At 68.9% G+C, this 21,565-nt stretch carries 23 protein-coding genes; 13 read left to right on the forward strand and 10 right to left on the reverse strand.

What is annotated here, in order from left to right; genetic code table 11:
• Positions 1 to 143 precede the first annotated feature (143 nt).
• Positions 144 to 1,259, reverse strand: a complete 1,116-nt coding sequence (locus ACUN0C_RS16100; protein ID WP_445467415.1) for a patatin-like phospholipase family protein — start codon at positions 1,257 to 1,259, stop codon at positions 144 to 146.
• A 216-nt stretch (positions 1,260 to 1,475) separates the two neighbouring features.
• Here ACUN0C_RS16100 and ACUN0C_RS16105 point away from each other — a divergent pair, with 216 nt between their 5' ends.
• Positions 1,476 to 1,976 carry a YciE/YciF ferroxidase family protein gene (locus ACUN0C_RS16105; RefSeq protein ID WP_445467416.1) on the forward strand — a complete coding sequence of 167 codons (501 nt, stop codon included), beginning with the start codon at positions 1,476 to 1,478 and terminating at the stop codon, positions 1,974 to 1,976.
• A 115-nt stretch (positions 1,977 to 2,091) separates the two neighbouring features.
• Here the strand turns inward: ACUN0C_RS16105 and ACUN0C_RS16110 are convergent, their stop codons facing one another.
• Entirely contained in the window at positions 2,092 to 2,385 is a 294-nt protein-coding gene (locus ACUN0C_RS16110) for an antibiotic biosynthesis monooxygenase family protein (protein ID WP_445467417.1), read from the reverse strand.
• Between the two features lie 195 nt (positions 2,386 to 2,580).
• Between ACUN0C_RS16110 and ACUN0C_RS16115 the strand changes: the two genes are divergently transcribed.
• The 5 genes from ACUN0C_RS16115 (at position 2,581) to ACUN0C_RS16135 (ending at position 6,581) form a co-directional block, all read left to right on the forward strand.
• Positions 2,581 to 3,483: a metal ABC transporter substrate-binding protein gene (locus tag ACUN0C_RS16115; RefSeq protein WP_445467456.1), complete on the forward strand. Its 903-nt coding sequence runs from the start codon at positions 2,581 to 2,583 to the stop codon at positions 3,481 to 3,483.
• Entirely contained in the window at positions 3,480 to 4,367 is an 888-nt protein-coding gene (locus tag ACUN0C_RS16120) for a manganese/iron ABC transporter ATP-binding protein (RefSeq protein WP_445467418.1), read from the forward strand. Before ACUN0C_RS16115 ends, ACUN0C_RS16120 begins: the two co-directional genes overlap by 4 nt.
• A 4-nt stretch (positions 4,368 to 4,371) precedes the next feature.
• Positions 4,372 to 5,229, forward strand: a complete 858-nt coding sequence (locus ACUN0C_RS16125) for a metal ABC transporter permease (RefSeq protein WP_445467419.1) — start codon at positions 4,372 to 4,374, stop codon at positions 5,227 to 5,229.
• Positions 5,226 to 6,071: a metal ABC transporter permease gene (locus tag ACUN0C_RS16130; RefSeq protein WP_445467420.1), complete on the forward strand. Its 846-nt coding sequence runs from the start codon at positions 5,226 to 5,228 to the stop codon at positions 6,069 to 6,071. The genes ACUN0C_RS16125 and ACUN0C_RS16130 overlap by 4 nt, the downstream gene beginning before the upstream one ends.
• A 72-nt stretch (positions 6,072 to 6,143) precedes the next feature.
• Positions 6,144 to 6,581 (forward strand): Fur family transcriptional regulator, encoded by a 438-nt coding sequence (locus ACUN0C_RS16135; protein WP_445467421.1) that lies wholly within the window; start codon positions 6,144 to 6,146, stop codon positions 6,579 to 6,581.
• A gap of 25 nt (positions 6,582 to 6,606) precedes the next feature.
• On the opposite strand, the gene ACUN0C_RS16140 is transcribed toward ACUN0C_RS16135, so the two are convergent.
• Complete coding sequence (locus tag ACUN0C_RS16140) at positions 6,607 to 7,170, reverse strand: carboxymuconolactone decarboxylase family protein (protein ID WP_445467422.1); 564 nt, start codon at positions 7,168 to 7,170, stop codon at positions 6,607 to 6,609.
• A gap of 59 nt (positions 7,171 to 7,229) precedes the next feature.
• A complete protein-coding gene (locus tag ACUN0C_RS16145; RefSeq protein ID WP_445467423.1) occupies positions 7,230 to 8,651 on the reverse strand; it encodes an outer membrane beta-barrel protein in 1,422 nt (473 codons plus the stop codon).
• A 150-nt stretch (positions 8,652 to 8,801) separates the two neighbouring features.
• Between ACUN0C_RS16145 and ACUN0C_RS16150 the strand changes: the two genes are divergently transcribed.
• Complete coding sequence (locus ACUN0C_RS16150) at positions 8,802 to 9,797, forward strand: KpsF/GutQ family sugar-phosphate isomerase (RefSeq protein ID WP_445467424.1); 996 nt, start codon at positions 8,802 to 8,804, stop codon at positions 9,795 to 9,797.
• Between the two features lie 826 nt (positions 9,798 to 10,623).
• Here the strand turns inward: ACUN0C_RS16150 and ACUN0C_RS16155 are convergent.
• Entirely contained in the window at positions 10,624 to 11,103 is a 480-nt protein-coding gene (locus ACUN0C_RS16155) for an NfeD family protein (protein WP_445467425.1), read from the reverse strand.
• A complete protein-coding gene (locus tag ACUN0C_RS16160; protein WP_445467426.1) occupies positions 11,100 to 12,107 on the reverse strand; it encodes an SPFH domain-containing protein in 1,008 nt (335 codons plus the stop codon). The genes ACUN0C_RS16155 and ACUN0C_RS16160 overlap by 4 nt, the downstream gene beginning before the upstream one ends.
• A 180-nt stretch (positions 12,108 to 12,287) precedes the next feature.
• Between ACUN0C_RS16160 and ACUN0C_RS16165 the strand changes: the two genes are divergently transcribed.
• Positions 12,288 to 12,839, forward strand: a complete 552-nt coding sequence (locus ACUN0C_RS16165) for a GNAT family N-acetyltransferase (RefSeq protein WP_445467427.1) — start codon at positions 12,288 to 12,290, stop codon at positions 12,837 to 12,839.
• Between the two features lie 60 nt (positions 12,840 to 12,899).
• On the opposite strand, the gene hemH is transcribed toward ACUN0C_RS16165, so the two are convergent.
• Complete coding sequence (hemH, locus tag ACUN0C_RS16170; RefSeq protein ID WP_445467457.1) at positions 12,900 to 13,928, reverse strand: ferrochelatase; 1,029 nt, start codon at positions 13,926 to 13,928, stop codon at positions 12,900 to 12,902.
• 266 nt (positions 13,929 to 14,194) lie between these two features.
• Here hemH and ACUN0C_RS16175 point away from each other — a divergent pair, with 266 nt between their 5' ends.
• Positions 14,195 to 15,649: an acetamidase/formamidase family protein gene (locus ACUN0C_RS16175; RefSeq protein ID WP_445467428.1), complete on the forward strand. Its 1,455-nt coding sequence runs from the start codon at positions 14,195 to 14,197 to the stop codon at positions 15,647 to 15,649.
• On the opposite strand, the gene ACUN0C_RS16180 is transcribed toward ACUN0C_RS16175, so the two are convergent.
• Positions 15,646 to 16,170, reverse strand: coding sequence for a CoA-binding protein (locus ACUN0C_RS16180; protein ID WP_445467429.1), 525 nt, complete (start codon positions 16,168 to 16,170; stop codon positions 15,646 to 15,648). The two genes, ACUN0C_RS16175 and ACUN0C_RS16180, sit on opposite strands and share 4 nt — an antisense overlap.
• The gene (locus ACUN0C_RS16185) at positions 16,167 to 16,988 is read right to left on the reverse strand and encodes an enoyl-CoA hydratase (RefSeq protein WP_445467430.1); all 822 of its coding nucleotides are present in this window, start codon (positions 16,986 to 16,988) and stop codon (positions 16,167 to 16,169) included. Before ACUN0C_RS16185 ends, ACUN0C_RS16180 begins: the two co-directional genes overlap by 4 nt.
• Before the next feature lie 55 nt (positions 16,989 to 17,043).
• Here ACUN0C_RS16185 and ACUN0C_RS16190 point away from each other — a divergent pair, with 55 nt between their 5' ends.
• The 4 genes from ACUN0C_RS16190 (at position 17,044) to ACUN0C_RS16205 (ending at position 19,047) form a co-directional block, all read left to right on the forward strand.
• Positions 17,044 to 17,475, forward strand: a complete 432-nt coding sequence (locus ACUN0C_RS16190; protein WP_445467431.1) for a PaaI family thioesterase — start codon at positions 17,044 to 17,046, stop codon at positions 17,473 to 17,475.
• A gap of 150 nt (positions 17,476 to 17,625) precedes the next feature.
• Entirely contained in the window at positions 17,626 to 18,090 is a 465-nt protein-coding gene (gene rplM / locus ACUN0C_RS16195; RefSeq protein WP_445467432.1) for a 50S ribosomal protein L13, read from the forward strand.
• 2 nt (positions 18,091 to 18,092) lie between these two features.
• Positions 18,093 to 18,566, forward strand: a complete 474-nt coding sequence (gene rpsI, locus ACUN0C_RS16200) for a 30S ribosomal protein S9 (RefSeq protein WP_445467433.1) — start codon at positions 18,093 to 18,095, stop codon at positions 18,564 to 18,566.
• Between the two features lie 103 nt (positions 18,567 to 18,669).
• Positions 18,670 to 19,047: a phospholipid-binding protein gene (locus ACUN0C_RS16205; protein WP_445467434.1), complete on the forward strand. Its 378-nt coding sequence runs from the start codon at positions 18,670 to 18,672 to the stop codon at positions 19,045 to 19,047.
• A 2-nt stretch (positions 19,048 to 19,049) separates the two neighbouring features.
• Here the strand turns inward: ACUN0C_RS16205 and ACUN0C_RS16210 are convergent, their stop codons facing one another.
• Positions 19,050 to 21,509, reverse strand: a complete 2,460-nt coding sequence (locus ACUN0C_RS16210; RefSeq protein ID WP_445467435.1) for a transglycosylase domain-containing protein — start codon at positions 21,507 to 21,509, stop codon at positions 19,050 to 19,052.
• Positions 21,510 to 21,565 lie beyond the last annotated feature (56 nt).

The following is a 21,565-nucleotide window of genomic DNA, read 5'->3' on the forward strand; positions in this document are numbered from 1 at the left end:
TTGGAACGGTTCCAGACTACGGTGCGCTGCAGGCACCGGCAAGCTGCTGCAACTCTGCCGCGGCATTCCGCCCCGCCGAAGACCGCCCTCAAGAGGCGCGAGGCCTGCGCCCGCGACGCCCGGGCCTGGACCGCGCGGGGCGGCTATGCCGCTGCCTGGCCCGCAGGGCCGAACCGGCCCTTCTCCAGCCGGTAGGCCGAGAAGCTCGCCGACGCGCCCGGCTCCGGCAGCTGCTCGAGCGCGGCCAGCGCGGCACGCATGTCGCGAAACCCGGAGGCCCACCGCCGCCCGACCGAATCGGCCGAGTAGTCGAGCATCTTGCCGGCGACCTCGTGCCCGTCGTCCGAGTAGACGACGTGGAGCACCGTGACCCGTCCCGACGCAGGCTCCTGCCCACCTCCGCGGCGACGGGTAGGCTGCCGCGCCGATGCCCGGAGCGCGTCCCGCAGCCGGTATTCCGTCGCAAGCGCATCGATGGCGCGCCGCCCCTGCGACGCGAACACGATGTCCTGGGCGCGGATCGCGGCGTCGCCGAGGGACGCCGGGCGCCTGCCCTCGATCGCGAACAGGTCGAGCGCCAGGCAGACCGAATCCGTATCGGGCGGTTCGGAAAGCGCCGCGGCGAGCGGCAGGTTGGCCGACAGCCCCGGGTCGACCAGCATGCGCCCGTCGATCTCGACCGGCGGATAGGCGACCGGGAACGCGGCGCTCGCCCGGATGTGCTCGGCTTCGATCCGCATCGTCGCGCTGTCGAAGAAGACGTCGGCGCCGGTCTCCACGTCGACGGCCGTGGCCGTGAAGCGCAGCGTGCCCTCGTTCAGCAGATCGAAGTCGATCAGCTCCCGCAGCGTCGCGAGCAGCGGCCTGGTGTCGAAGAGGCTCACGTCCTCCGGCATTCCGGGCAGCGCCGACCAGAGGCCCGGCATGCGCGGCGAGAACAGCCCCGGCCGCCCCGTCGCCATCGACTGTGCGGCCGCCATCCGCTTCGTCAGGAAGGAGCCGCGCCCGGGCGGCATGCTGCCGGACGGGGTCGCCTTTCCGAACTGCTCGGCGAGGCGCCAGAAGGCGCGCAGCCGCGGAACCCGGCGATCGGGCGGGTTGCCTGCGATGAGCGCCGCGTTGACCGCTCCGATCGACGCGCCGGCGAGGCGCGTCGGCGAAAGGCCGCGCTCGTGAAGCGCCTCATAGGCGCCGGCCTGGTAGGCGCCGAGTGCGTTGCCGCCGCCGAAGACGAGAACCAGATTGTCCGGAATGTGCAAAGCCGAGCACCGTGCCTGTAACCTGAGCGGGAATTGGCGGCGCCGCGCGCCGGCCGGGTTTGCGCCGCCGCGAGCATCGGTCCCCTAACTCGCACACGCTGCGATGGTTCGACCGCGCCAATCGAATGCTCCGCCCCGGACGGTACGCAATCCGGCGTGGCGGAACGTTCCTCCCCCGCGGCGGTTGAGTCGCTTTCTCTGACAGAGGGGACTTTCATGGCGACGAAGCAGAAGACGCTCCAGGATCTCTTCCAGGACACGCTGAAGGACGTCTATCACGCTGAGAAGCAGATCCTGCGCGCGCTGCCGAAGATGGCCAAGGCGGCCGAATCGGACGAGCTGCGGAAGGCGTTCGAGACGCATCGCGACGAGACCGAGGTCCAGATCGAGCGTCTCGAGAAGGTCTTCGAGATCATGGAGCGCCGGCCGCAGGGCAAGCCTTGCGAGGCCATGCAGGGCCTCGTGGAGGAAGGCAAGGAGATCATGGAGGACTTCAAGGACAGCGACGCACTCGATGCGGGCCTCCTCGCCTCCGCCCAGACGATTGAGCACTACGAGATCTCGCGCTACGGCACGCTGCGCACCTGGGCCGCCCAGCTCGGCATGAAGGACGCCGTCGGCCTCCTTGAGGAGACGCTCAAGGAGGAGAAGAAGACCGACGCGCTCCTGACGCAGCTCGCCGAGAAGGCGGTCAACCAGAAGGCGAAGGCGGCGTAGGCGCGCTCCGCGCGCCGAACCTCGCCGGCACGACATAGAGACGGCCGCGGCACCGCCCGCGGCCGTTTCTGCATGCGGGCGGCCTTGCGCCACAGCCCGACGGCATCGCGGCCCGTCAGTCGACCGGCCGGTAATGCCTGATCGAAACCGACGCACCCTCGATGTTGCGGTTGTGGCGCTTGATCTCCTGGTGATCCTCGCTCTGCAGGTAGCGCTCGATGCTCTCCTCCGAATCCCATTCGGAATAGGAGATGAACTCGCCCGAATTGTCGGTCGACTGCAGAAGCTGCTCCGAGCGGCAGCCCGGCTGCCGGATCATCAGCGGAGCGCATTCGGTCTTCCAGTTCCCGACGGCCCGGTCGGTCATGTCCCCGGGCACCGTGACGAAGATCATGCGGATAACGGACATTGCAGCTTTCCTCCGGCTGGCCCGCGCGCGCCGCGAATGGCCGCGCAGGAGTTCATCTAGAGCGGTCGGCGGAAACGTGTACGCCGGCCGCAGGCCGCCGCCGAACTCGGCGTGCCGCTTCCTGCAAATGAGTTGCATCTTCAGTTCGGATGTGCGATCTCGCTGCGAATGGTTCGCAACAACATCGGGGACGGCATGGTCGATCGTACGCGCTACCGCGGCTTCGCCCTCGCTGCGGCGCTCGCTTTCGGGCTGATGCCGGCGGGGGCTTCGGCGGCCGGGAAGTTCAAGGCGGTGACCACGTTTACCGTCATTGCCGACATGGCGCAGAACGTGGCGGGCGATGCGGCGGTCGTGGAATCCATCACCAAGCCCGGCGCCGAGATCCACAATTACCAGCCGACGCCGGGTGACCTCCTCGAGGCTCAGGACGCGCAGCTGATCCTGTGGAACGGCCTCAACCTCGAGCGCTGGTTCGAGAAGTTCTTCCAGAACCTCCGCGACGTCCCGAGCGCCGTCGTCTCCGACGGGATCGAGCCGATGAGCATCGGCGACGGCCCTTACGCGGGCAAACCCAACCCGCACGCCTGGATGTCGCCCGCGAACGCTCTCGTCTACGTCGACAACATCCGCGACGCCTTCGTCGCCCACGATCCGCAGAATGCCGACGCGTACCGCGCCAACGCGGAAGCCTACAAGGCGCGGATCGAGGAGGCGGTCGCCCCGATCCGGGCCGCCCTCGATGCCATTCCGGAAGAGAAGCGCTGGCTCGTCACCAGCGAAGGCGCGTTCAGCTATCTCGCGCGCGATTTCGGCTTGCGGGAGCTCTTCCTCTGGCCGGTCAACGCCGACCAGCAGGGGACGCCGCAGCAGGTCCGCAAGGTGATCGACGCCATCAGGAAGAACGGGATCGGCGTCGTCTTCAGCGAAAGCACCGTCTCGCCCAAGCCGGCCGAGCAGGTCGCGCGCGAGACCGGCGCGCGCTACGGCGGCGTGCTCTACGTCGATTCGCTCAGCGAGCCGGACGGGCCGGTGCCCACCTATGTCGATCTCCTGCGCGTGACGGCAGAGACGATCGCGCAAGGCCTCGCGCAATGAACGTGAACCAGGCAGCGCCGATGGCCCCCGGAGCGCCGGGCTCGGGGCTCGCGGTCGAGGACGTCACCGTCACCTACCGCAACGGGCACACCGCGCTCCGGGACGCCACGTTCGAGATCCCGACGGGCTCGGTTACGGCGCTCGTCGGCGTGAACGGCAGCGGGAAGTCCACGCTCTTCAAGGCCGTCATGGGCTTCGTCCGCACCGCGCGGGGATCGATCTCGATCCTCGGCCGCTCGGTCCCGGCTGCGCTCAAGGAAAACCTGGTCGCCTACGTGCCGCAGAGCGAGGACGTCGACTGGGACTTCCCCGTCCTCGTCGAGGACGTCGTCATGATGGGCCGCTACGGCCGCATGAACTGGCTGAGGATCCCGCGGCCGGAGGACCACGCCGCCGTCGAGGCGGCGCTCGGCCGCGTCGGCATGCTGGATTTCCGGAAGCGCCAGATCGGCGAGCTTTCCGGCGGCCAGAAGAAGCGGGTGTTCCTCGCCCGCGCCCTCGCGCAGGACGGCCGCGTCATCCTGCTCGACGAGCCCTTCACCGGCGTCGACGTGAAGACCGAGGAGGCGATCGTGGCGCTCCTCCTCGCGCTCCGCGACGAGGGGCGCGTGATGCTCGTCTCCACCCACAATCTCGGCAGCGTGCCCGAGTTCTGCGACCGCACCGTGCTCCTGAAGGGCACCGTGCTGGCCTACGGGCCGACCGCGGAGATCTTCACGCAGGCGAACCTCGAGCGAACCTTCGGCGGCGTGCTCCGCCACTTCGTGATCGGCGAAACCGCCGCCGGCATGCCCCGTCCGGTCGGCGTCCTCACAGACGATGAGCGGCCGTTCGTCCTCTACGGCGCGAACGGCGCCCCGCCCGGCCGGAACGGGAAAGGCTGAGCGGATGGCGCTGCTGCTCGAGCCGTTCTCCTATGGCTACATGGTGAACGCCATGTGGGTGAGCGCGCTGGTCGGCGCCGTCTGCGCCTTCCTTTCGGCCTATCTGATGCTGAAGGGCTGGTCGCTCATCGGCGACGCGCTCTCCCATTCGATCGTGCCCGGCGTCGCCGGCGCGTACATGCTGGGCCTGCCCTTCGCGCTCGGCGCCTTCTTTTCCGGCACGCTCGCCGCCGGTGCCATGCTGTTCCTCAACCAGCGCACCCGGCTGAAGGAGGACGCGATCATCGGGCTGATCTTTACCTCCTTCTTCGGGCTCGGCCTGTTCATGGTCTCGCTCTCGCCCACCTCGGTGAATATCCAGACCATCATCCTCGGCAACGTGCTCGCCATCACGCCGGAGGACACGATTCAGCTTGCGATCATCGGCTTCGTCTCGCTGGCAATCCTCCTCGCCAAGTGGAAGGACCTGATGGTCGTCTTCTTCGACGAGAGCCACGCCCGGTCGATCGGGCTCAATCCGACGCTGCTCAAGGTCGTGTTCTTCACGCTCCTCAGCGCCTCGACCGTCGCGGCACTCCAGACGGTCGGCGCCTTCCTCGTCATCGCGATGGTCGTGACCCCGGGCGCGACCGCTTATCTGCTCACCGACCGCTTTCCCCGCCTCATCGCCCTCAGCGTCGCCATCGGCGCCGCGACGAGCTTCGTCGGCGCCTATTGGAGCTACTTCCTCGACGGCGCCACGGGCGGGATCATCGTCGTGCTACAGACGCTGCTCTTCCTTGCCGCCTTCGTGCTTGCGCCGAAGCACGGCCTGCTCGCGGCGCGCCGCCGCGCGTCCGAGGCGCTGGAGGCGCCGCGATGAGCGAGTTCGCCGCCGCCGCGCTGCTGCCGTTCCAGTTCGAGTTCATGCGCACCGCCCTCGTCATAGCGGTGCTGGTCGCAGTCCCGACCGCCCTCCTCTCCTGCTTCCTGGTGCTGAAGGGCTGGTCGCTGATGGGCGACGCGATCTCGCATGCCGTCCTGCCGGGCGTGGTGCTCGCCTACATCGCCGGCATCCCGCTCGCGATCGGTGCCTTCGGCGCGGGGATGGCGTGCGCGCTCGCCACCGGATTCCTGAAGGAGAACAGCCGGATCAAGCAGGACACCGTGATGGGCGTCGTCTTCTCCGGCATGTTCGGCCTCGGCATCGTGCTCTACACGAAGATCCAGGCCGACGTGCATCTCGACCACATCCTCTTCGGCGACATGCTCGGCGTCGGCTGGCGCGACGTCGCGGAGAGCGGGGCGATCGCCGTCCTCGTCGGCGGCATCATCGCCGCGAAATGGCGCGACCTCCTGCTCCACGCCTTCGACCCGGCGCAGGCCAAGGCGGTGGGGCTCCCGGTCAGGGTGCTGCATTACGGCCTGCTTGCGATCCTGTCCCTCACCATCGTCGGCGCGCTGAAGGCAGTCGGGATCATCCTCGCGATCGCCATGCTGATCGCCCCCGGCGCGATCGCCTTTCTCCTCACCCGCCGCTTCGGCGCCATGCTCGCCCTGGCGGTCGCGATCGCGGTGCTCGCGTCCTTCTTCGGGGTCTATCTCAGCTTTTTCATCGACAGCGCGCCGGCTCCGACCATCGTGCTCCTGATGACGCTCGCCTTCACGGTGGCCTTCGCTCGAACCGTCCTTCGCTCCGCCCGCACCGGGCAGATCCGGGCTTGAACGGCTGCGCGCACTGCCGCGATGGGCTACCATGCCGGCAGGATCGGCCGAGGTGAGGTGGGCGCGCGTATCATGGCGAGGGCGAAGGGTCAGGCCAGCCGGCTGGAAGAGGCGCTGAGGGCGGACGGCGTTCGCATTACGCGCCAGCGCACCGCGCTCCTGAAGGTGCTCGCCGAGTCGGAAGACCACCCGGACGCCAACGAGCTGCACAGCCGGGCCCGCGAGATCGACTCGACCATGTCGCTGGCGACCGTCTACCGGACGCTTGCAGCGCTCGAGCAGCAGGGCCTCGTTCACCGCCATGCCTTCGAAGGCGCCTCCGCCCGCTTCGAGATCGCGGACGCGCGCCACCACGACCACCTGATCGACATCGAGAAGGGCGAGATCATCGAGTTCCGGTCGGCCGAGATCGAGAAGCTGCAGGAGGAGATCGCCGACCGCTACGGCTACGAGATCGTGAGCCATCGCCTGGAGCTCTACTGCCGGCCGAAGAAGCGGCCGGGCGGCTGAAGCCCGGCATGCGCGCCCGCGTCGTTCAGGCGCCGCCGCGCCAGGGCACACCGTCCCCCGCGGGACGGACTTCGAACGTGTTCAGCACCATCGCGAGCATCGAGTAATAGCCGGTGAGCACCGTCAGATCGACGAGCCCGTCGATCCCGAAGGCCTCCCGGGCCGCCGCAAGCACCGCTTCCGGAACGGGATCGAATCCCGACGATCTCAGGACCGCCGAAACGTAATCGTACGCGATCCGGTCGTTGCTCTCGTCGAGGTCCGGCGCCGCCCCCGTGGCGATCGCGTCGATAACCGGACGCGGCACCCCGGCCTGTTCGGCCTTCGGCGCGTGGGCTGCCCACTCGTAGTCCGCATGCCAGTGCCGCGCCACGACCGTGATCGCGAGCTCGCGGACCCGCTCCGGCAGCACCGAATGGAACCTCAGATAGCGCCCGGCCTCCTGGACGACGTCGGCCGCCTCCGGGCTGTGGAGGAGGACCTGGAAGGGGCCGCGCACCGCGCCGCGCTCCCCGCCGGCGATTCTGTCGTGGACTGCCTGCTGGGCGGCCGTGAGCCGATCCGGGTCGACCGCGGGAATGCGGGGCATGGCCATCTCCTGCGTTTCGCCGCGCCCCCTCCTCCGATCGAAGGAGCGTGCCGGCGCCCTCACCGGCGCAGCCGGAGGCGCAGGCTGACCGTGTTCGCCTCCGCATCCGCGGCGGGGTCGCTGCCGTCCACGCGCTCGTATTCGTAGCGCCCGACCAGCGCAAGGCCGCGGCTGAAATTGTAGGTGAAGCCGAGGAAGCCGCGGTAGCCGATCTGGTCGCGCGAAATGCCGGCGAAGCGCTCGTAGTCCACGCCCACCCCTGCCTCCGCGCTGAGCGCCTCCCGCAGCCGGCGGGAGAGCGTCAGCGTGCCGGCATAGACCACCGACCCCGCAGAGCCCGGAAGCGAGGTGGGGCGGGTGTCGGTCGAGAGATCGAGCCGGACCTCGGTGAGGCGCCGTGGCGACCACATCAGCGCGGCGGCGGCAATCAGCGCGTCGAGATCCTTCACGGCGGGATCGCGCGCCTGCTCGCGCCGGTAGCCGAGCGACACCTCGCCCTCGAGCTTCGGCCCGAGGTCGACCATGATGCCGCCCCGGAGTTCCCCCCAGGGCGTGCTCCGCCGCGTGCCGGGGGCACCGGCCTCGTCGTAGTGCGTGGCCCCGCCGGCGACCTCCACGAAAGGCGAGATCACCGCCATCTCGTAAGCGCCCCGCAGGCGGAGCCCGTAATCGGTGTTGTCGAGATCGGAGCGCGAGACGGTCCCGCCGCCCGCGACCGCGACGTCGTCGTAGATGCTCCGCTCGACCCGTCCGGTCGCGGTCACGGAAAGGCGGTTGAAGCGATGGGTGGCGCCGGCCTCGCCGTAGAGGAGGTGCCTGGCGGGCCGCTCGACGGCCCCCGCCGGCGTCTCGGGATCGGTGTAGCGGTCGAGGTCCGTCCGGTAGCCGAGCGCGGCGTTGAGGTTCGTCCGGCTGGAGACATCGTACCGCCCCCGCACCTCCGCCGACCCTTCCCGCTCGTCGATCTCCTCGTCGCCGTAATAGATGGCCGAGCCGCGGAGCCGCGCCTCCAGCGCATGGCGTGACCAGTCCGACGTGATCTCGATATCGGGCGCGACGAGAAGCCCGACGGCAGCCTTCTTGCGCGGCGTCAGCGCCGCGTTGTCCGTCGCCGACACCCCGATCTCGATCGACGGGCGGATCAGGAAGGTCGAGAGGCTCACGCCGACCGGCGCGAACGGATCCTCCTCGTCCTCCATCCGGCCGGGCAGCGGCCGCCGCGGCCGGCGCGCCGGTTCCTCGTCCGCGACCGGCCCGGCGAGCGCCGGACCGAGCGGGTCGTCCACACCGGGAAGCGAGCTGTTCCCGACATTGTCCAAGACCGGCTCCGGCTCTCCGATCGCTCCGGTGACGTCGGCCAGTGCCGGCGACGACGTCCCGCGCAGGATGAAATCGACCTCGCTCCCCGCCTGTGCATGCGCCACGGCGGGGAACCCCGCCGCAGCCAGCAGGCCGGCGAATGCGAGAACGCGCGGTCCCATGGCTCGAAAAGCCGCCTTTCAGCCGTCTGCCGGCCCCGTGCCGGCCTCCTTTCCAAACCGTAAAGCGACATGGTTAAGAGGACGTTGCCGACAACCCGCTCGCCTCCGCACGCGCGCCCGTGCTAAATCGCTGCCGAAAGGGAACTCTGGATGCCGTTGAGCCGGAAGCTGAATGTGTTGCGCCCGTCGTCCGCCGATGCCGCCCTGCGGACGGTTCAGACGGAGACGCGGGGCCTCGCTGCACTCGCGGAAGCGCTTTCGGGCGACCTCGGCACCGCCTTCGACCGCGCCTGCGATCTCCTGGCGCGGGCGACCGGCCGGATCATCGTGACCGGCATGGGCAAGAGCGGCCACATCGGCGCGAAGGTCGCCGCCACCTTGGCCTCCACGGGCACCCCGGCCTTCTTCCTCCACCCGGCCGAAGCGAGCCACGGCGATCTCGGCATGGTCACGCCGTCCGACGTCGTCCTGGCGCTCTCCTGGTCGGGCGAGACGGCCGAGATGAAGAACGTCGTGTTCTACTCGCGGCGCTTCCGGGTGCCGTTCGTCGCCATGACCTCGCGGCCCGATTCGACGCTCGCCCAGGCCGCCGACGTCGCATTGACCCTGCCGCGGATCGAGGAGGCCTGCCCGCACGGCCTCGCGCCGACCACCTCCGCGCTCATCCAGCTCGCGCTCGGCGACGCGCTCGCCATCGCGCTCCTGGAGCGGCGCGGCTTCACGGCCGCCGACTTCCACACCTTCCACCCCGGCGGCAGCCTCGGCGCCAGCCTGATGCACGTGCGCGACATCATGCACACGGGCGAACGGGTGCCGCTCGCGCCCCTCAGCACCCGCATGGACGAGGCGATCATCCTCATCAGCCAGAAGGGGTTCGGCTGCCTCGGCGTCACCGATGAAGGCGGCGAGCTCGTCGGCATCATCACCGACGGCGACCTCCGCCGCCACCTCAACGGCGACATCATGAGCCGCCGCGTGGAGGACGTGATGACCAGGAGCCCGCGCACGATCGGCCCTGAGGCGCTCGCCGCCAGCGCGCTCGAAAGCCTCAACTCCGCCGCCATCACCGCCCTCCTTGTGGTGGAGGACGAGAAGCCGGTCGGCATCGTCCACCTCCACGATTTGCTGCGGATCGGCGTCGCCTAGCTATACCGTCGGAGTCGCCACTTCTATTGTCTTGCGTTGCCTAACCAATGCTGGGCAACATGAGACACTCATAGGGCGAGTTGGGGGACGCCGTGTGGCTGCCAGTCGAAGCTATCGTGGCGTCAGGGATAGCGCTGTTAGGACTCGTTTTGGCTGCGGTTCAAGTGTACATCGACTACAGTGCAAGAAGACGTCAAAGGGATGTCGAAGTGACAGAGTGGGGTATGCGGGTGATCCGCCTAATGGCGGAACTCGAATCAACCTGTGACCCATTTTATGATGGCGCGACTTTTGACAGGAATACCGCAGAAGCGCTCAGCCAAAAAGCAAGTTCTCTAATTGACGAGGGGCGCTTCTTCTTTCCAGATGTTCCAGTTCCCGACAATGAAAAAGGTTATCGCGTAAAGATATTGGATGAAGTTCTAAAAACGTTCTACGTAGCTCGTATTTTGGCGAAGAGCGGAAGACACGACGGAGAATTCTTGCGGAAGCAAGTCTGGCGCGCCCGTCATGAGTTTGTTAGATTGCTCCAGATTGAAGCACGGTCAACGCGTCGGAAAGTCAGAGCAAGAGCTAAAGGGATCAGCATACATCGCAATCCGTACTTGTGGGACTCGCCAGAGAAATCGCCTGGATGGCTCAGTAAGCGTACTCGTTCTGATCAATTAGAGACACCCGGGCTGCTTCATTCCAGCGCGTCAACCGCTACTAGTGAAGCCTCGCAGTGTCCGCTTGCGGTTGACGTAGCCTACTGCGCCCTCGCCCGATCAGACCGAGTTCGAAAAGGACCAGCCGTTGTGAGCAGCAAAGCGCAACAGGCTGACGCCTAGCCTCCGCCCGCCACGCCGGAAGCCTCTGGGGCCGGCTCGAACAGCAGCGTCGTCCCGCGCGCGCCGACGATCCTGATGCGGGCGCCCGCCGGGCTGTCCGGCCCTTCGATGCGCCACACGCTGTCGTCGGCGCGGACCCTGCCCGCCCCGTTCGCGACCGGCTCGGTCAGCACGAAGCTGCGGCCGACATACCGCATGGCGGGCTCGTTGAGGTGCGGGGCGGCGTCGGAGGACGTGCTGAGGGAGCCCATCAGCCGCCGGCCGAGGACCGCCGTCACCACCGAGAGAACGGCGAAGCCGATCACCTGCACCTGCCAGGGCCAGGCGAAGAGCAGCGACCCGATCCCGATCAGGATGGCGGCGATGCCGAACCAGAGGAACAGGAACCCCGGGGCGAGGATCTCGACGCCGAGCAGCACGAGCCCGAGGACCCACCAGGCCCAGCCGCCGAGCGCCTCGACGATCGTTGCGATCATGGCGCCGGTTCCCGGCCGGGCAGAGGTCCGGCAGCCGGCGAGGCCGGCACCCGGCCGGGTGCGCGGGCCGGCCGCGCGTCGCGCGCCGGATCGCCGCTGAACGCCTGGCGCGCGATCTCGCCGATGCCGCCGAGCGCGCCGATCACCGCCGACGCCTCCACCGGCATCAGGAAGGTCTTCTGGTTCGCCGAATTGGCGAAGGCGGCGAGCGCCTCGATATACTTCTGGGCGACGAAATAGTTGATCGCCTGCATGTCGCCCTGCCCGATCGCGCGGCTGACCATCTCGGTCGCCTTCGCTTCGGCCTCTGCCTCGCGCTCGCGCGCCTCCGCATCGCGGAACGCGGCCTCGCGCCGGCCCTCGGCCTCCAGGATCTGCGCCTGCTTCTCGCCCTCCGCCCGCAGGATCTTCGCCTCCCGCTCGCCCTGCGCCTCCAGCACGGTGGCGCGCTTCTCGCGCTCCGCCTTCATCTGGCGCGCCATGGAATCGATCAGGTCGCGCGGCGGATCGATGTCCTTGATCTCGATGCGGGTGATCTTGATGCCCCAGGGCGCCGCCGCCGCGTCGACCACCCGCAGCAGCCGCTCGTTGATCTCGTCGCGGTTCGACAGCAATTCGTCGAGGTCCATCGAGCCCATGACCGAGCGGATGTTCGTCATGGTGAGATTGATGATCGCGTTCTCGAGGTTGTTCACCTCGTAGGCCGCCTGCGGCGCGTTGAGGACCTGGTAGAAGCCGACGCCGTTTGCCGTCACCGTCGCATTGTCGCGCGTGATGACCTCTTGGCTCGGCACGTCGAGCACCGTCTCCATCATGTTCATGCGGGCGCCGACGCGGTCGACGAACGGGACGATCAGGTTCAGCCCGGGATGCAGCGTTCGGGTGTATCTCCCGAACCGCTCGATCGTGTAATTGTAGCCCTGCGGCACGGTCTTGATCCCGGAAAACAGGACCAGGACCACCAGGATCACCAGAACGATGACCGCAATGTCGAAGCCGATCATGCCAATCCCCCGCCGCGGCCGCCCCCGTGCCGGCCCGTTTGGGGCGGCATCCTATAGCAGGCCCGGCCCGGCGGCGACTTGGTATTGGACCCGCGGATGGGGCACTCGGGCGCGGCCGCGCAGCGCCCGGCCCTGCATGGGCCGAATGTCCCGCCCCGTGCCGACCGCGAAGCAGATCGGATGGACCCGATGAAGAATGCGGAGATTCCCTTGGATCATCGGCTGGCGACCCCCGCCGATATCCCCGCGCTCGCCAGCCTGATGAATGCTGCCATCGGCGAGCTTCAGAAGCCGTTCCTCACCGAGGAACAGATTGCTTCGAGCCGAACCATCATGGGCCTGGACAGCCGTCTCATCGATGACGGCACGTATTTCGTGGTCGAGCAGAACGGCGAGCTGGCCGGCTGCGGCGGCTGGAGCCGACGGGCAACGCTCTACGGCAGCGACGACTCGCCCGGGCGCGATGCGGCGCTGCTCGACCCTGCAAATGACGCCGCCCGCGTGCGTGCCATGTATACGCATCCGGGCTTCACGCGCCGCGGCGTGGGGCGCCTGATTCTCGAACTCTGCGAGGCAGCCGCGCGAAGCGAAGGCTTCAGGCGGGTCGAGGTCATGGCCACGATGTCAGGCGAACCTCTTTACCGGGCCTGTGGCTATCGGCCGATCGAAGACGTCTCCGACGCAAGCGGCGGAGCCCCGGTGCCGCTGTTGCGGATGGCGAAGGCCCTTTGAACGGTTCCCGAGCTGGCGATCCGGGCACCCCTCGGCCCGGCCTCCTCGCAGACCGTGCCCTCAGATCCAGCCCTGGAGCTCGCGCAGCACGACGGTCGAGATGACGCGCATGCCCTGGACGCTGTCGTTGAGGCACGGAATGTGGGCGAACTGCTCGCCGCCATGCTCGTGGAAGAATTCCGCGTTCTGCTCGGCGATCTCCTCCAGCGTCTCCAGGCAATCCGAGACGAAGCCCGGATTGAGCACCGCCAGCCGTTTCACGCCGTCGTCGGCGAGCCGCTTCACCGTCTCGTCGGTGTAGGGCTTCAGCCATTCCTCCGGCCCGAAGCGCGACTGGAATGTCGTGATCAGCCGTCCTTTCGGCCAGCCGAGCCGCTCTGAGAGCAGCCGCGACGTCTTCTGGCAGTGGCAGTGATACGGATCGCCCTTGTCGAAGTAGGATTGCGGGATGCCGTGATAGGAGGCGATCACCACCTCCGGCTCGAAAGTGAGGCTTGAGAGCTTGGCCTCGATGGTCTCCGCCAGCGCATCGATATAGACCGGCTCGTCGTGATAGGGCGGCACGGTCCGGATCGCCGGCTGCCAGCGCATCGCCATCAGCGCCTCGAAGGCCTTGTCGTTCACCGTCGCCGTCGTGGAGGCGCTGTACTGCGGGTAGAGCGGGAAGATCAGGATGCGTTCGCAGCCCTGCTGCTGGAGATGCTCCAGCCGCTCCTTCATGGACGGCCGGCCGTAGCGCATCGCCCAGTCGACCGTGACTTCCGGTTCGGTGGCGAGTTCGACGGCGAGCTTGTCGGCCTGCGCGCGCGTGAAGGTCCTGAGCGGCGATTCGTTCCGTTCGCGGTTCCAGATCTTGTCGTAGGCGGCGCCGCTCTTCTTCGGCCGGGTGCTGAGCACGATGCCCTGCAGGATCGGGTACCAGACGGCGCGCGGCCACTCGATCACCCGCCGGTCGGACAGGAACTCGCTGAGGTAACGCCGCATCGGCCAGTAGTCGGTGCCGTCCGGTGTGCCGAGGTTCACGAGCAGCACGCCGATGCGTTTCGCCCGCACGGGCGGATGGTCGGCCGGCAGCCTCACCGCCATCATCTCGTCGCGGCGCTGGTCGCCGTTCGGGGTGCGTTCCAGCACGTCGGGCCTCCTGAATGGTCGCATGAGCATAAGGCGCTGCGGGCGCGCGAATTCAACCCCGTCGCATGGGCTACGTGGTCACGGTCGCGTGCAGGTCACGGGCTGGCGTCCGATCGCGCGCCGATGCGGCGCCTCGCTGCAAGACACCTCCCCCAGCGCTTCTGGCACGCGGCTTGTATCGGCCGATGCGGCGGAGCGCGGCTCCGCGGCATGAGGAGTTCGAGATGTGCATCGGTGACGACAGGTCCTGTCCGGAGTTCGAGCAACACCGGGCGGCGTTCATGGCCGAGATGGACCATGAGCGGCGCTCCTTCCTAAAGTCGGCCTTCGTCGGCGCCGGCGGGCTTTCTGCGCTCGGCGCCGGCGGGCTCTCCCTGATCACGCCGGCCATGGCCGAGATGGCCGCCGCGCACCAGCCGGCGCAGAAGCAGCACGTGCACCTGTCCGCGAACGACCAGACCGTCCATTGGGGCTATTTCAGCAAGCTGCTGGAGCCGCGGGCCCGCGTGCGTTCGGGCGACTACGTCACGGTCGAGACGCTCACCCACCACGCCAATGACGACGCCGAGCGCATGGTCGAGGGCGATCCCGGCGCGGAGAGCGTCTATCACTGGACGAAGGAGCGGAAGAACGTGGACCGGCGCGGCGCGGGGCCGATGGACGCCTCGGTCTACGGCCGCGGCGCCGGCGAAGGCATGGGCGTGCACATCATGACCGGCCCGATCTACGTCGAGGGCGCGGAGCCGGGCGACGTGCTCGAGGTCCGCATCCTCGACGTGACGCCGCGCCCTTCGGCGAATGCCCAATTCAAGGGCAAGGCGTTCGGCAGCAACGCGGCCGCCTGGTGGGGCTTCCACTACAAGGACCTCGTGACCGAGCCCAAGGAGCGCGAGGTCGTCACGATCTACGAGATCGACGCGACCGGCGAGCGGAACTGGGCGCGGGCGGTCTACAATTTCCGCTGGGTGCCGCAGACCGACCCGTTCGGCGTCGTCCACCAGACCATCGACTATCCGGGCGTACCGGTCGATCATTCCACGACCAGCCGGAATTTCGATGTGCTGAAGAACGTCCGCGTGCCGATCCGGCCCCATTTCGGCGTGATCGCGCTTGCGCCGAGCGAGGCCGATTTCGTCGATTCCATCCCGCCCGGCTATTTCGGCGGCAACATGGACAATTGGCGCATCGGCAAGGGCGCGACCATGTACTACCCGGTCGCGGTCGAGGGCGCGCTCGTCTCGATGGGCGACCCGCACGCTTCACAGGGCGATTCGGAGCTGTGCGGCACCGCGATCGAATGCTCCCTCACCGGCACGTTCCAGCTCATCGTGCACAAGAAGGCCGATCTCGCCGGGACCGCCCTCGAAGGGCTCGATTACCCGATGCTCGAGACCAAGGACGACTGGGTCGTCCACGGCTTCACCTACCGCAACTACCTCGAGGAGCTCGGGCCGCAGGCGCAGTCGGAGATCTACGGCAAGTCGTCCGTGGACGGGGCGCTGCGCGATGCGTTCCGCAAGATGCGGCAGTTCCTGATGCACGCGAAGGGCCTCACCGAGGACGAGGCGATCTCGCTGATGTCGGTCGGCGTCGACTTCGGCATCACGCAGGTCGTGGACGGCAATTGGGGCGTCCACGCCATCATCCGGAAGGAGATCTTCGCCGGAGAGACGGCCTAGCCCTTGCGCAGCCCGTAATGCTGGAAGCCGGTCGGCATCCTGACCGGCTTCTTCGCCGAGATCGTGCGCGAGTTCACGCCGGCCCAGGCGATCTCGCCGGAGAGCCGGCCGTACTCGATCTTCGGACAGCGGTTCATCACCACCTTCATTCCCGCCGCCTCGGCCTTCGCGGCGGCTGCGTCGTTGCGGATGCCGAGCTGCATCCAGATCACCTTGGGGCGCGGGTCGAGCGCCAGCGCCTCGTCCGTGATCCTCGCCGCGGCCTCGGAGTTGCGGAAGATGTCGACCATGTCGACCGGCTCGGGAATGTCGGCGAGCGAGGCATGGACGGTGCGGCCGAGGATGGCCTGCCCGGCGAGCCCCGGATTGACCGGGTGAACCGCGTAGCCCTTCGAGATCAGGTACTTCTGCACGAAATAGCTCGGCCGGACCTCCTTGTGGCTCGCCCCCACGATCGCGACGGTGCGGACCGAATCGAGTATCTGCCGGATGTACTCGTCGGGATAGCTGTCGTGGTTCACCGGGCGCTCCAGTCCGGGTGGCGCTTCTCGATGAAGGCGCCGATGCCCTCCCGCGCCTCCTCCATCAGCATGTTGTCGACGATGGTGGCCGTGGCGAAGCGGTAGGCGTCGGCGACGGGCATCCGGAGCTGCTCCTGGAACGCCCGCTTGCCGAGCGCGAGCACGGCGGCGGGGCGCGCAAGCAGGCGCGCGACCACCTCGTCCGTTGCCGCGCGCAGCCTCTCCGGCGCGGCGACCCGGCTGACGAGGCCCGCCTCCCGCGCCTGCTCCGCGCCGATCATCGTCCCCGTCATCAGCATGTCGAGGGCGGTCTTCGGCGCGACGTTGCGGGAGAGCGCGACCATCGGGGTCGAGCAGAACAGGCCGAAGTCGACGCCGTTCACGCCGAACCGCGCGGCGGTGGAAGCGATCGCGATGTCGCAGGATGCGACGAGTTGGCAGCCCGCCGCCGTCGCCAGCCCGCCAACCTCCGCCACGACCGGCTTCGGCAGGCTCTGGATCGACTGCATCATCCTGGAGCAGGAGCCGAAGACCGCCTCGAAATAGCCGCGGCCCCCGTCCGGATCGCTCCGGCGCGCGGTCAGCTCCTTGAGGTCGTGCCCGCCCGAGAAGATCGCGCCCTCGGACGCAATGACCACGACGCGGATGGCCTCCTCCGTCGCGGCGCGGTCGAGCGCGTCCTGCAGCGCGCCGATCATCGTCTCGGAGAGCGTGTTGGCGGGCGGCGCGGCGAGCACGAGCCGCATCACGCCGGGCTGCGGCGCCTCGCTGCGCAGCGGCCCCGCCGCTGCAAGCGGCCTTGCGATCTCGCCGGGCATGACGCTACCTCCGTCGTCGAACCTAGTGCCACGACGCTGCGGAGGCCAGCCCGCCATGACGTTCCGCCCGGTCATGAGCGTCGAGGAGGTCGCCGCCTTCCTCGACCGGGAGTTCCCGCAGATCCAGGCCGGCGGCCGACCCTATGCGATTGCGGCGATCGGCCCCGGCAGCGCGACGCTGCGGCTCGACCCGAATGACGCGCATCTCCGGCCGGGGGGCACGGTGTCGGGCCCGACGCTCTTTGCGCTCGCCGACCTCGCGGCCTACGTCGCGATCCTCGCGCATATCGGCCCGGTCGCGCTCGCCGTCACCACCAATCTCAACATCAACTTCCTGCGCCGGCCGCCGCTCGCGCCGCTCCTCGGAGAGTGCCGAATCCTGAAGCTCGGCAAGCGCCTGGCCGTGACGGACGTGGCGATCCGCGGCACGCTCGAGGACGACGTCCTCGCCCATGCGAGCGCGACCTACTCCATCCCGCCACGCTGACGGTATCAGGATACCATATAAATAAGCCGCTGCTTTCATTGGGTTTATCAGAAGACGCTTGACAGGCTTGGCGCGGCTGCGTATGTCGCGTCCACCGCTCGCCCGATCGTCCCGGCGCGGGCTTTTCTATGCCCTCCGAAGAGGACCGAGATGAAAACCTATTCCGCGAAGCCGGCGGAGGTCGAGAAGAAGTGGATTCTCATCGACGCCGAAGGGCTCGTCGTCGGCCGGCTTGCGACGCTCGTCGCCAACCGCCTGCGCGGCAAGCACAAGCCGACCTACACCCCGCACGTCGATTGCGGTGACAACGTCATCATCGTCAATGCCGACAAGGTCGTGTTCACCGGCGCCAAGCTCGACCAGAAGAAGTACTACCGCCACACCGGCTATCCCGGCGGCATCAAGGAGCAGACCGCCCGCAAGGTGATCGAGGGCCGCTTTCCGGAGCGCGTCGTCGAGAAGGCCGTGGAGCGCATGGTCCCGCGCGGCCCGCTCGGCCGGCAGCAGATGAAGAATCTGCGCGTCTATGCCGGCGGCAAGCATCCCCATACGGCGCAGCAGCCCGAGGTGCTCGACGTCGCCGCCCTCAACAAGAAGAACGCACGGAGCGCCTGACCATGGCACAGACCCTCCAGGATCTCGGGGCGCTCGCCACCGAAACCGCCGCGCCGGAAGCCCCGGTGTACGTCCAGAAGCTCGACGCCAACGGCCGCGCCTATGCCACCGGCAAGCGCAAGGACGCCGTCGCCCGCGTCTGGGTGAAGCCCGGCACCGGCCGCATCATCGTCAACGAGAAGGACTACACCGAGTATTTCGGTCGTCCCGTTCTCCAGATGATCATCCAGCAGCCGATCCTGCTCACCAACCGCGACGGCCAGTACGACGTCATGGCGACCGTGTCCGGCGGCGGCCTTTCCGGCCAGGCCGGCGCGCTGCGGCACGGCCTCTCCAAGGCGCTGACGCATTACGAGCCGGAGCTGCGCCCGGTGCTGAAGAAGAACGGCTTCCTGACCCGCGACCCGCGCGTCGTGGAGCGCAAGAAGTACGGCCGGGCCAAGGCGCGCCGGAGCTTCCAGTTCTCCAAGCGCTGATCGCGCACGAACGACACTGTCGGGGCGGGCCGTCGGCCCGCCCTTTTTCTGTTTGCGGGCATGCAATTTCCTGCGGCATCATCCCTGGTCGGGAGGGACTTTGATGCCCATGCTCCGTCTCTTGGCCCTCGTGGTCCTTGCAGCGACGAGCCCTTCGAACGCTGCAGCCGCCATGCAGGCCAGCTTCGATTGGGGGCCGACGAAATCCTGCTTCGACAGCAATTCGCCGCCGATCAGCCTCTCGGGTGTCCCGAAGGGGACGGCCGCACTCGACATCAGGATGAAGGACCTGAACGTTCCGGGTTACCCGCACGGGGGCGGCAGGGTGGCCTATACCGGCCAGAAGCAGCTCGCCTACGGCGCGTTCCGGTACAAGGGTCCCTGCCCGCCCGAGCCGCACATCTACGAATTCACGATCCGGGCACTTGATGCGGGCGGAAGGGAACTCGCTTCCGCCAAGGCGAGGAAACGCTTCCCTTGAGCCTATCGCCTTTCGGGCGGCCGCGCGGTCCTCGCCCCCGATGGCCGCGCGCGGTTGCCCGTGCCGGTCTGCCATGCCCCGCCCGGCATCTCCCGCGTCGACGCGCGCGGCGCCTCTCCTCTCCGCTCCGCCGGCGCACGCCCGCCCGCGGCGGGCGCAGTGGCCGGATCTCCCGGCTCGGGAACCGGCTCGAAGCCGAGCGCCTGGACCGCCGGATCCGCCATCATCGCGCCCGGCGCCCCGTCCGGCATCCCCTCGCCCGGTCCTCCGCCTTGCCGGGCCACTGGCGGGCGGAGCGCGCCGACCGGGACGTCCCTCTCGGCGTCGTCCGGGATGCTGTCGATCGGCGTGACGTCCTCGAGCCCGAGCGCGCGCGCCATGAAGCTCCGCCAGATCGCCGCCGGCAGCTCGCCGCCGGTCATTCCGTTCATCGGCGTGCCGTCGTCGTTCCCGACCCACACGCCGGCCACCAGATCGTCCGCGAAGCCGACGAACCAGGCGTCCCGGTAGTCCCGGCTCGTGCCGGTCTTGCCGGCGGCGATCCGGGTCGGCAGCCTCGCGCGCTGCCCCGTGCCCTCGTTCACGACGGCCTGCAGGAGATCCATCATCGCGGTGCTCTCCGGAAGGCTTCGGGCGTAGACCGATTGCCGCAGCCGCACGGACCCGATCGGCGCGCCGCCGCGCGTGGCCGCGGCGAGCCCGTAAGGCTCGACCGGCGCACGCCCCGCGGCCACCGAGGCGAACGCGCCGGTGAGGGTCAGGAGATCCGTCTCGGCGAAACCGAGCGCGGCCGTCGGCGGCGCATCGAACGGCAGGTCGAAACCGAGATCGCGCGCCGTCGTCACGACGTTCCCCATCCCGATCTCCCCGGCAAGACGCATCGTCGGGTTCGGCAGCGCGAGTGCAAAGGCGGTCCTCAGGTCGACGATGCTGCGCCGCTCGTCACCCGGCACCCATTCCTCCACGCGCAGCGGCGCGTCGAGGATGCGGTCGGCCGGGCTCCAGCCCGCCCGCAGGGCGGCGAGATAAACCGGCAGCGCGAAAGTCGAGCCCGCCTCCCGGCGCAGCGCGACGGCCCGGTTCGGCCCCGCCGCGTCGGCCGAGCGGCCGCCCACCATCGCCACCACGGCGCCGTCGTAGGTCATCGCAACCAATGCGGCCTGGCCGACGCGCTCCTCCGCGCCCGCGGCGGCCAATCCCTCCGTGATCGCCCGCTCGGCGAGGGCCTGCAGATCGGGCCTGAGCGTCGTCTCCAGCCGGAGCTCCGCGAGCGCCGGCCCGAAGCGCTGCGCCGCGCGCTGCGCCGCCCAGTCGAGGAACCATCGGTGCCGGCCGGGCGACGGGCCGGCGAACTCGACCGGTTCGGCCGCGGCGGCGTCCGCCGCCCCGCGCTCGATCAGCCCGGTGCCGGCCATGCGGTCGAGCACCGCTCGGATCCGGGCGCGCGCCGCGTCGGGCTCGGCGACCGGATCGAAACCGGAGGGAGCCGTGAGGAGGCCGGCGAGGAAGGCGGTCTCGTGAAGCCCGAGGTCGGCGACCGGCTTCCCGAAATAGGCTTCGGCTGCCGCCGCGATGCCGACCGCGCCGGCACCGAAATAGGCCGTGTTGAGGTAGCGAGCCGCCATCTCCCGCTCGTCGAGGCGCCAACGGAGCGCGGCCGGAAGCAGCAACGTCTGGAGGTTTCGCCTGATGCCGTATTCCGGCTTGTCGAACGCGGACTGCGCCAGCACGTCCGCCATCCGGCTCGCGGGTGGGGAGCCGCGTCCGAGGCTCGCCTTGAGAGCCTCGAGCCAGGTCGGGCCGGTGCCCGCCTCCGGGTTCCACTCGCTCATCCCCGCCAGCACCGCACCGATCAGCCGGTCCGGCAGATCGGCGGCGCTCAGGGTCTGCGAGGGCGGCGATATCTGCGAACCGTCCGCAGCAAGGAACAGCGCCGGCTCGACCCGCTGGCGGGAGAGCACGTGGTGTGGCAGATCGGCCAGGAGCCAGACCACGACCCCGGCACCCGACACCGCCAGGAGGAGCACGGACGTGACGAGCGTGCGGAGAAGCCGCCGGGGCCGGCGTGCGGGCGCTTCGCGAAATTCCAGGTCGGGACGAGCGTGCAGCTCGACGGCTGCGGCGGGGTCCGGAGCCGCGGGTGCGTCGGGCTCGATGATCTCCTGCTCGGCGACCGCCGGCGTGGGTCCGGGACCGGCATCCGCGGCCTCGTCCTTCCCGGCTACGGCGCCGGGTGCCGTACTCCCATCGCCCTCGGGGGCGGCCTCGGCCCGCCGAAGCCGGAGCGCGGGCTGGCCTTCCGGCTCCGGCTGGTCGTTGGGGCTAGGCCTATCAATCGGCGGCAGCGCCTTGGCCGCGTTCCCTTGCGCCGCTGGAGCGTTCGCCGCGCCCCCGCGCCGCGGACGGAGGGGCTGGACGTTGCCCCGTTTCCCGGCCGGGCGGTTCCCCGCGCCGTCCTGCATGATACGCCTCCACAAAGCGAACGGGCCGGATCTCACACAACGGCTGTTGTACGAAG

This window comes from Faunimonas sp. B44 (assembly GCF_052655945.1).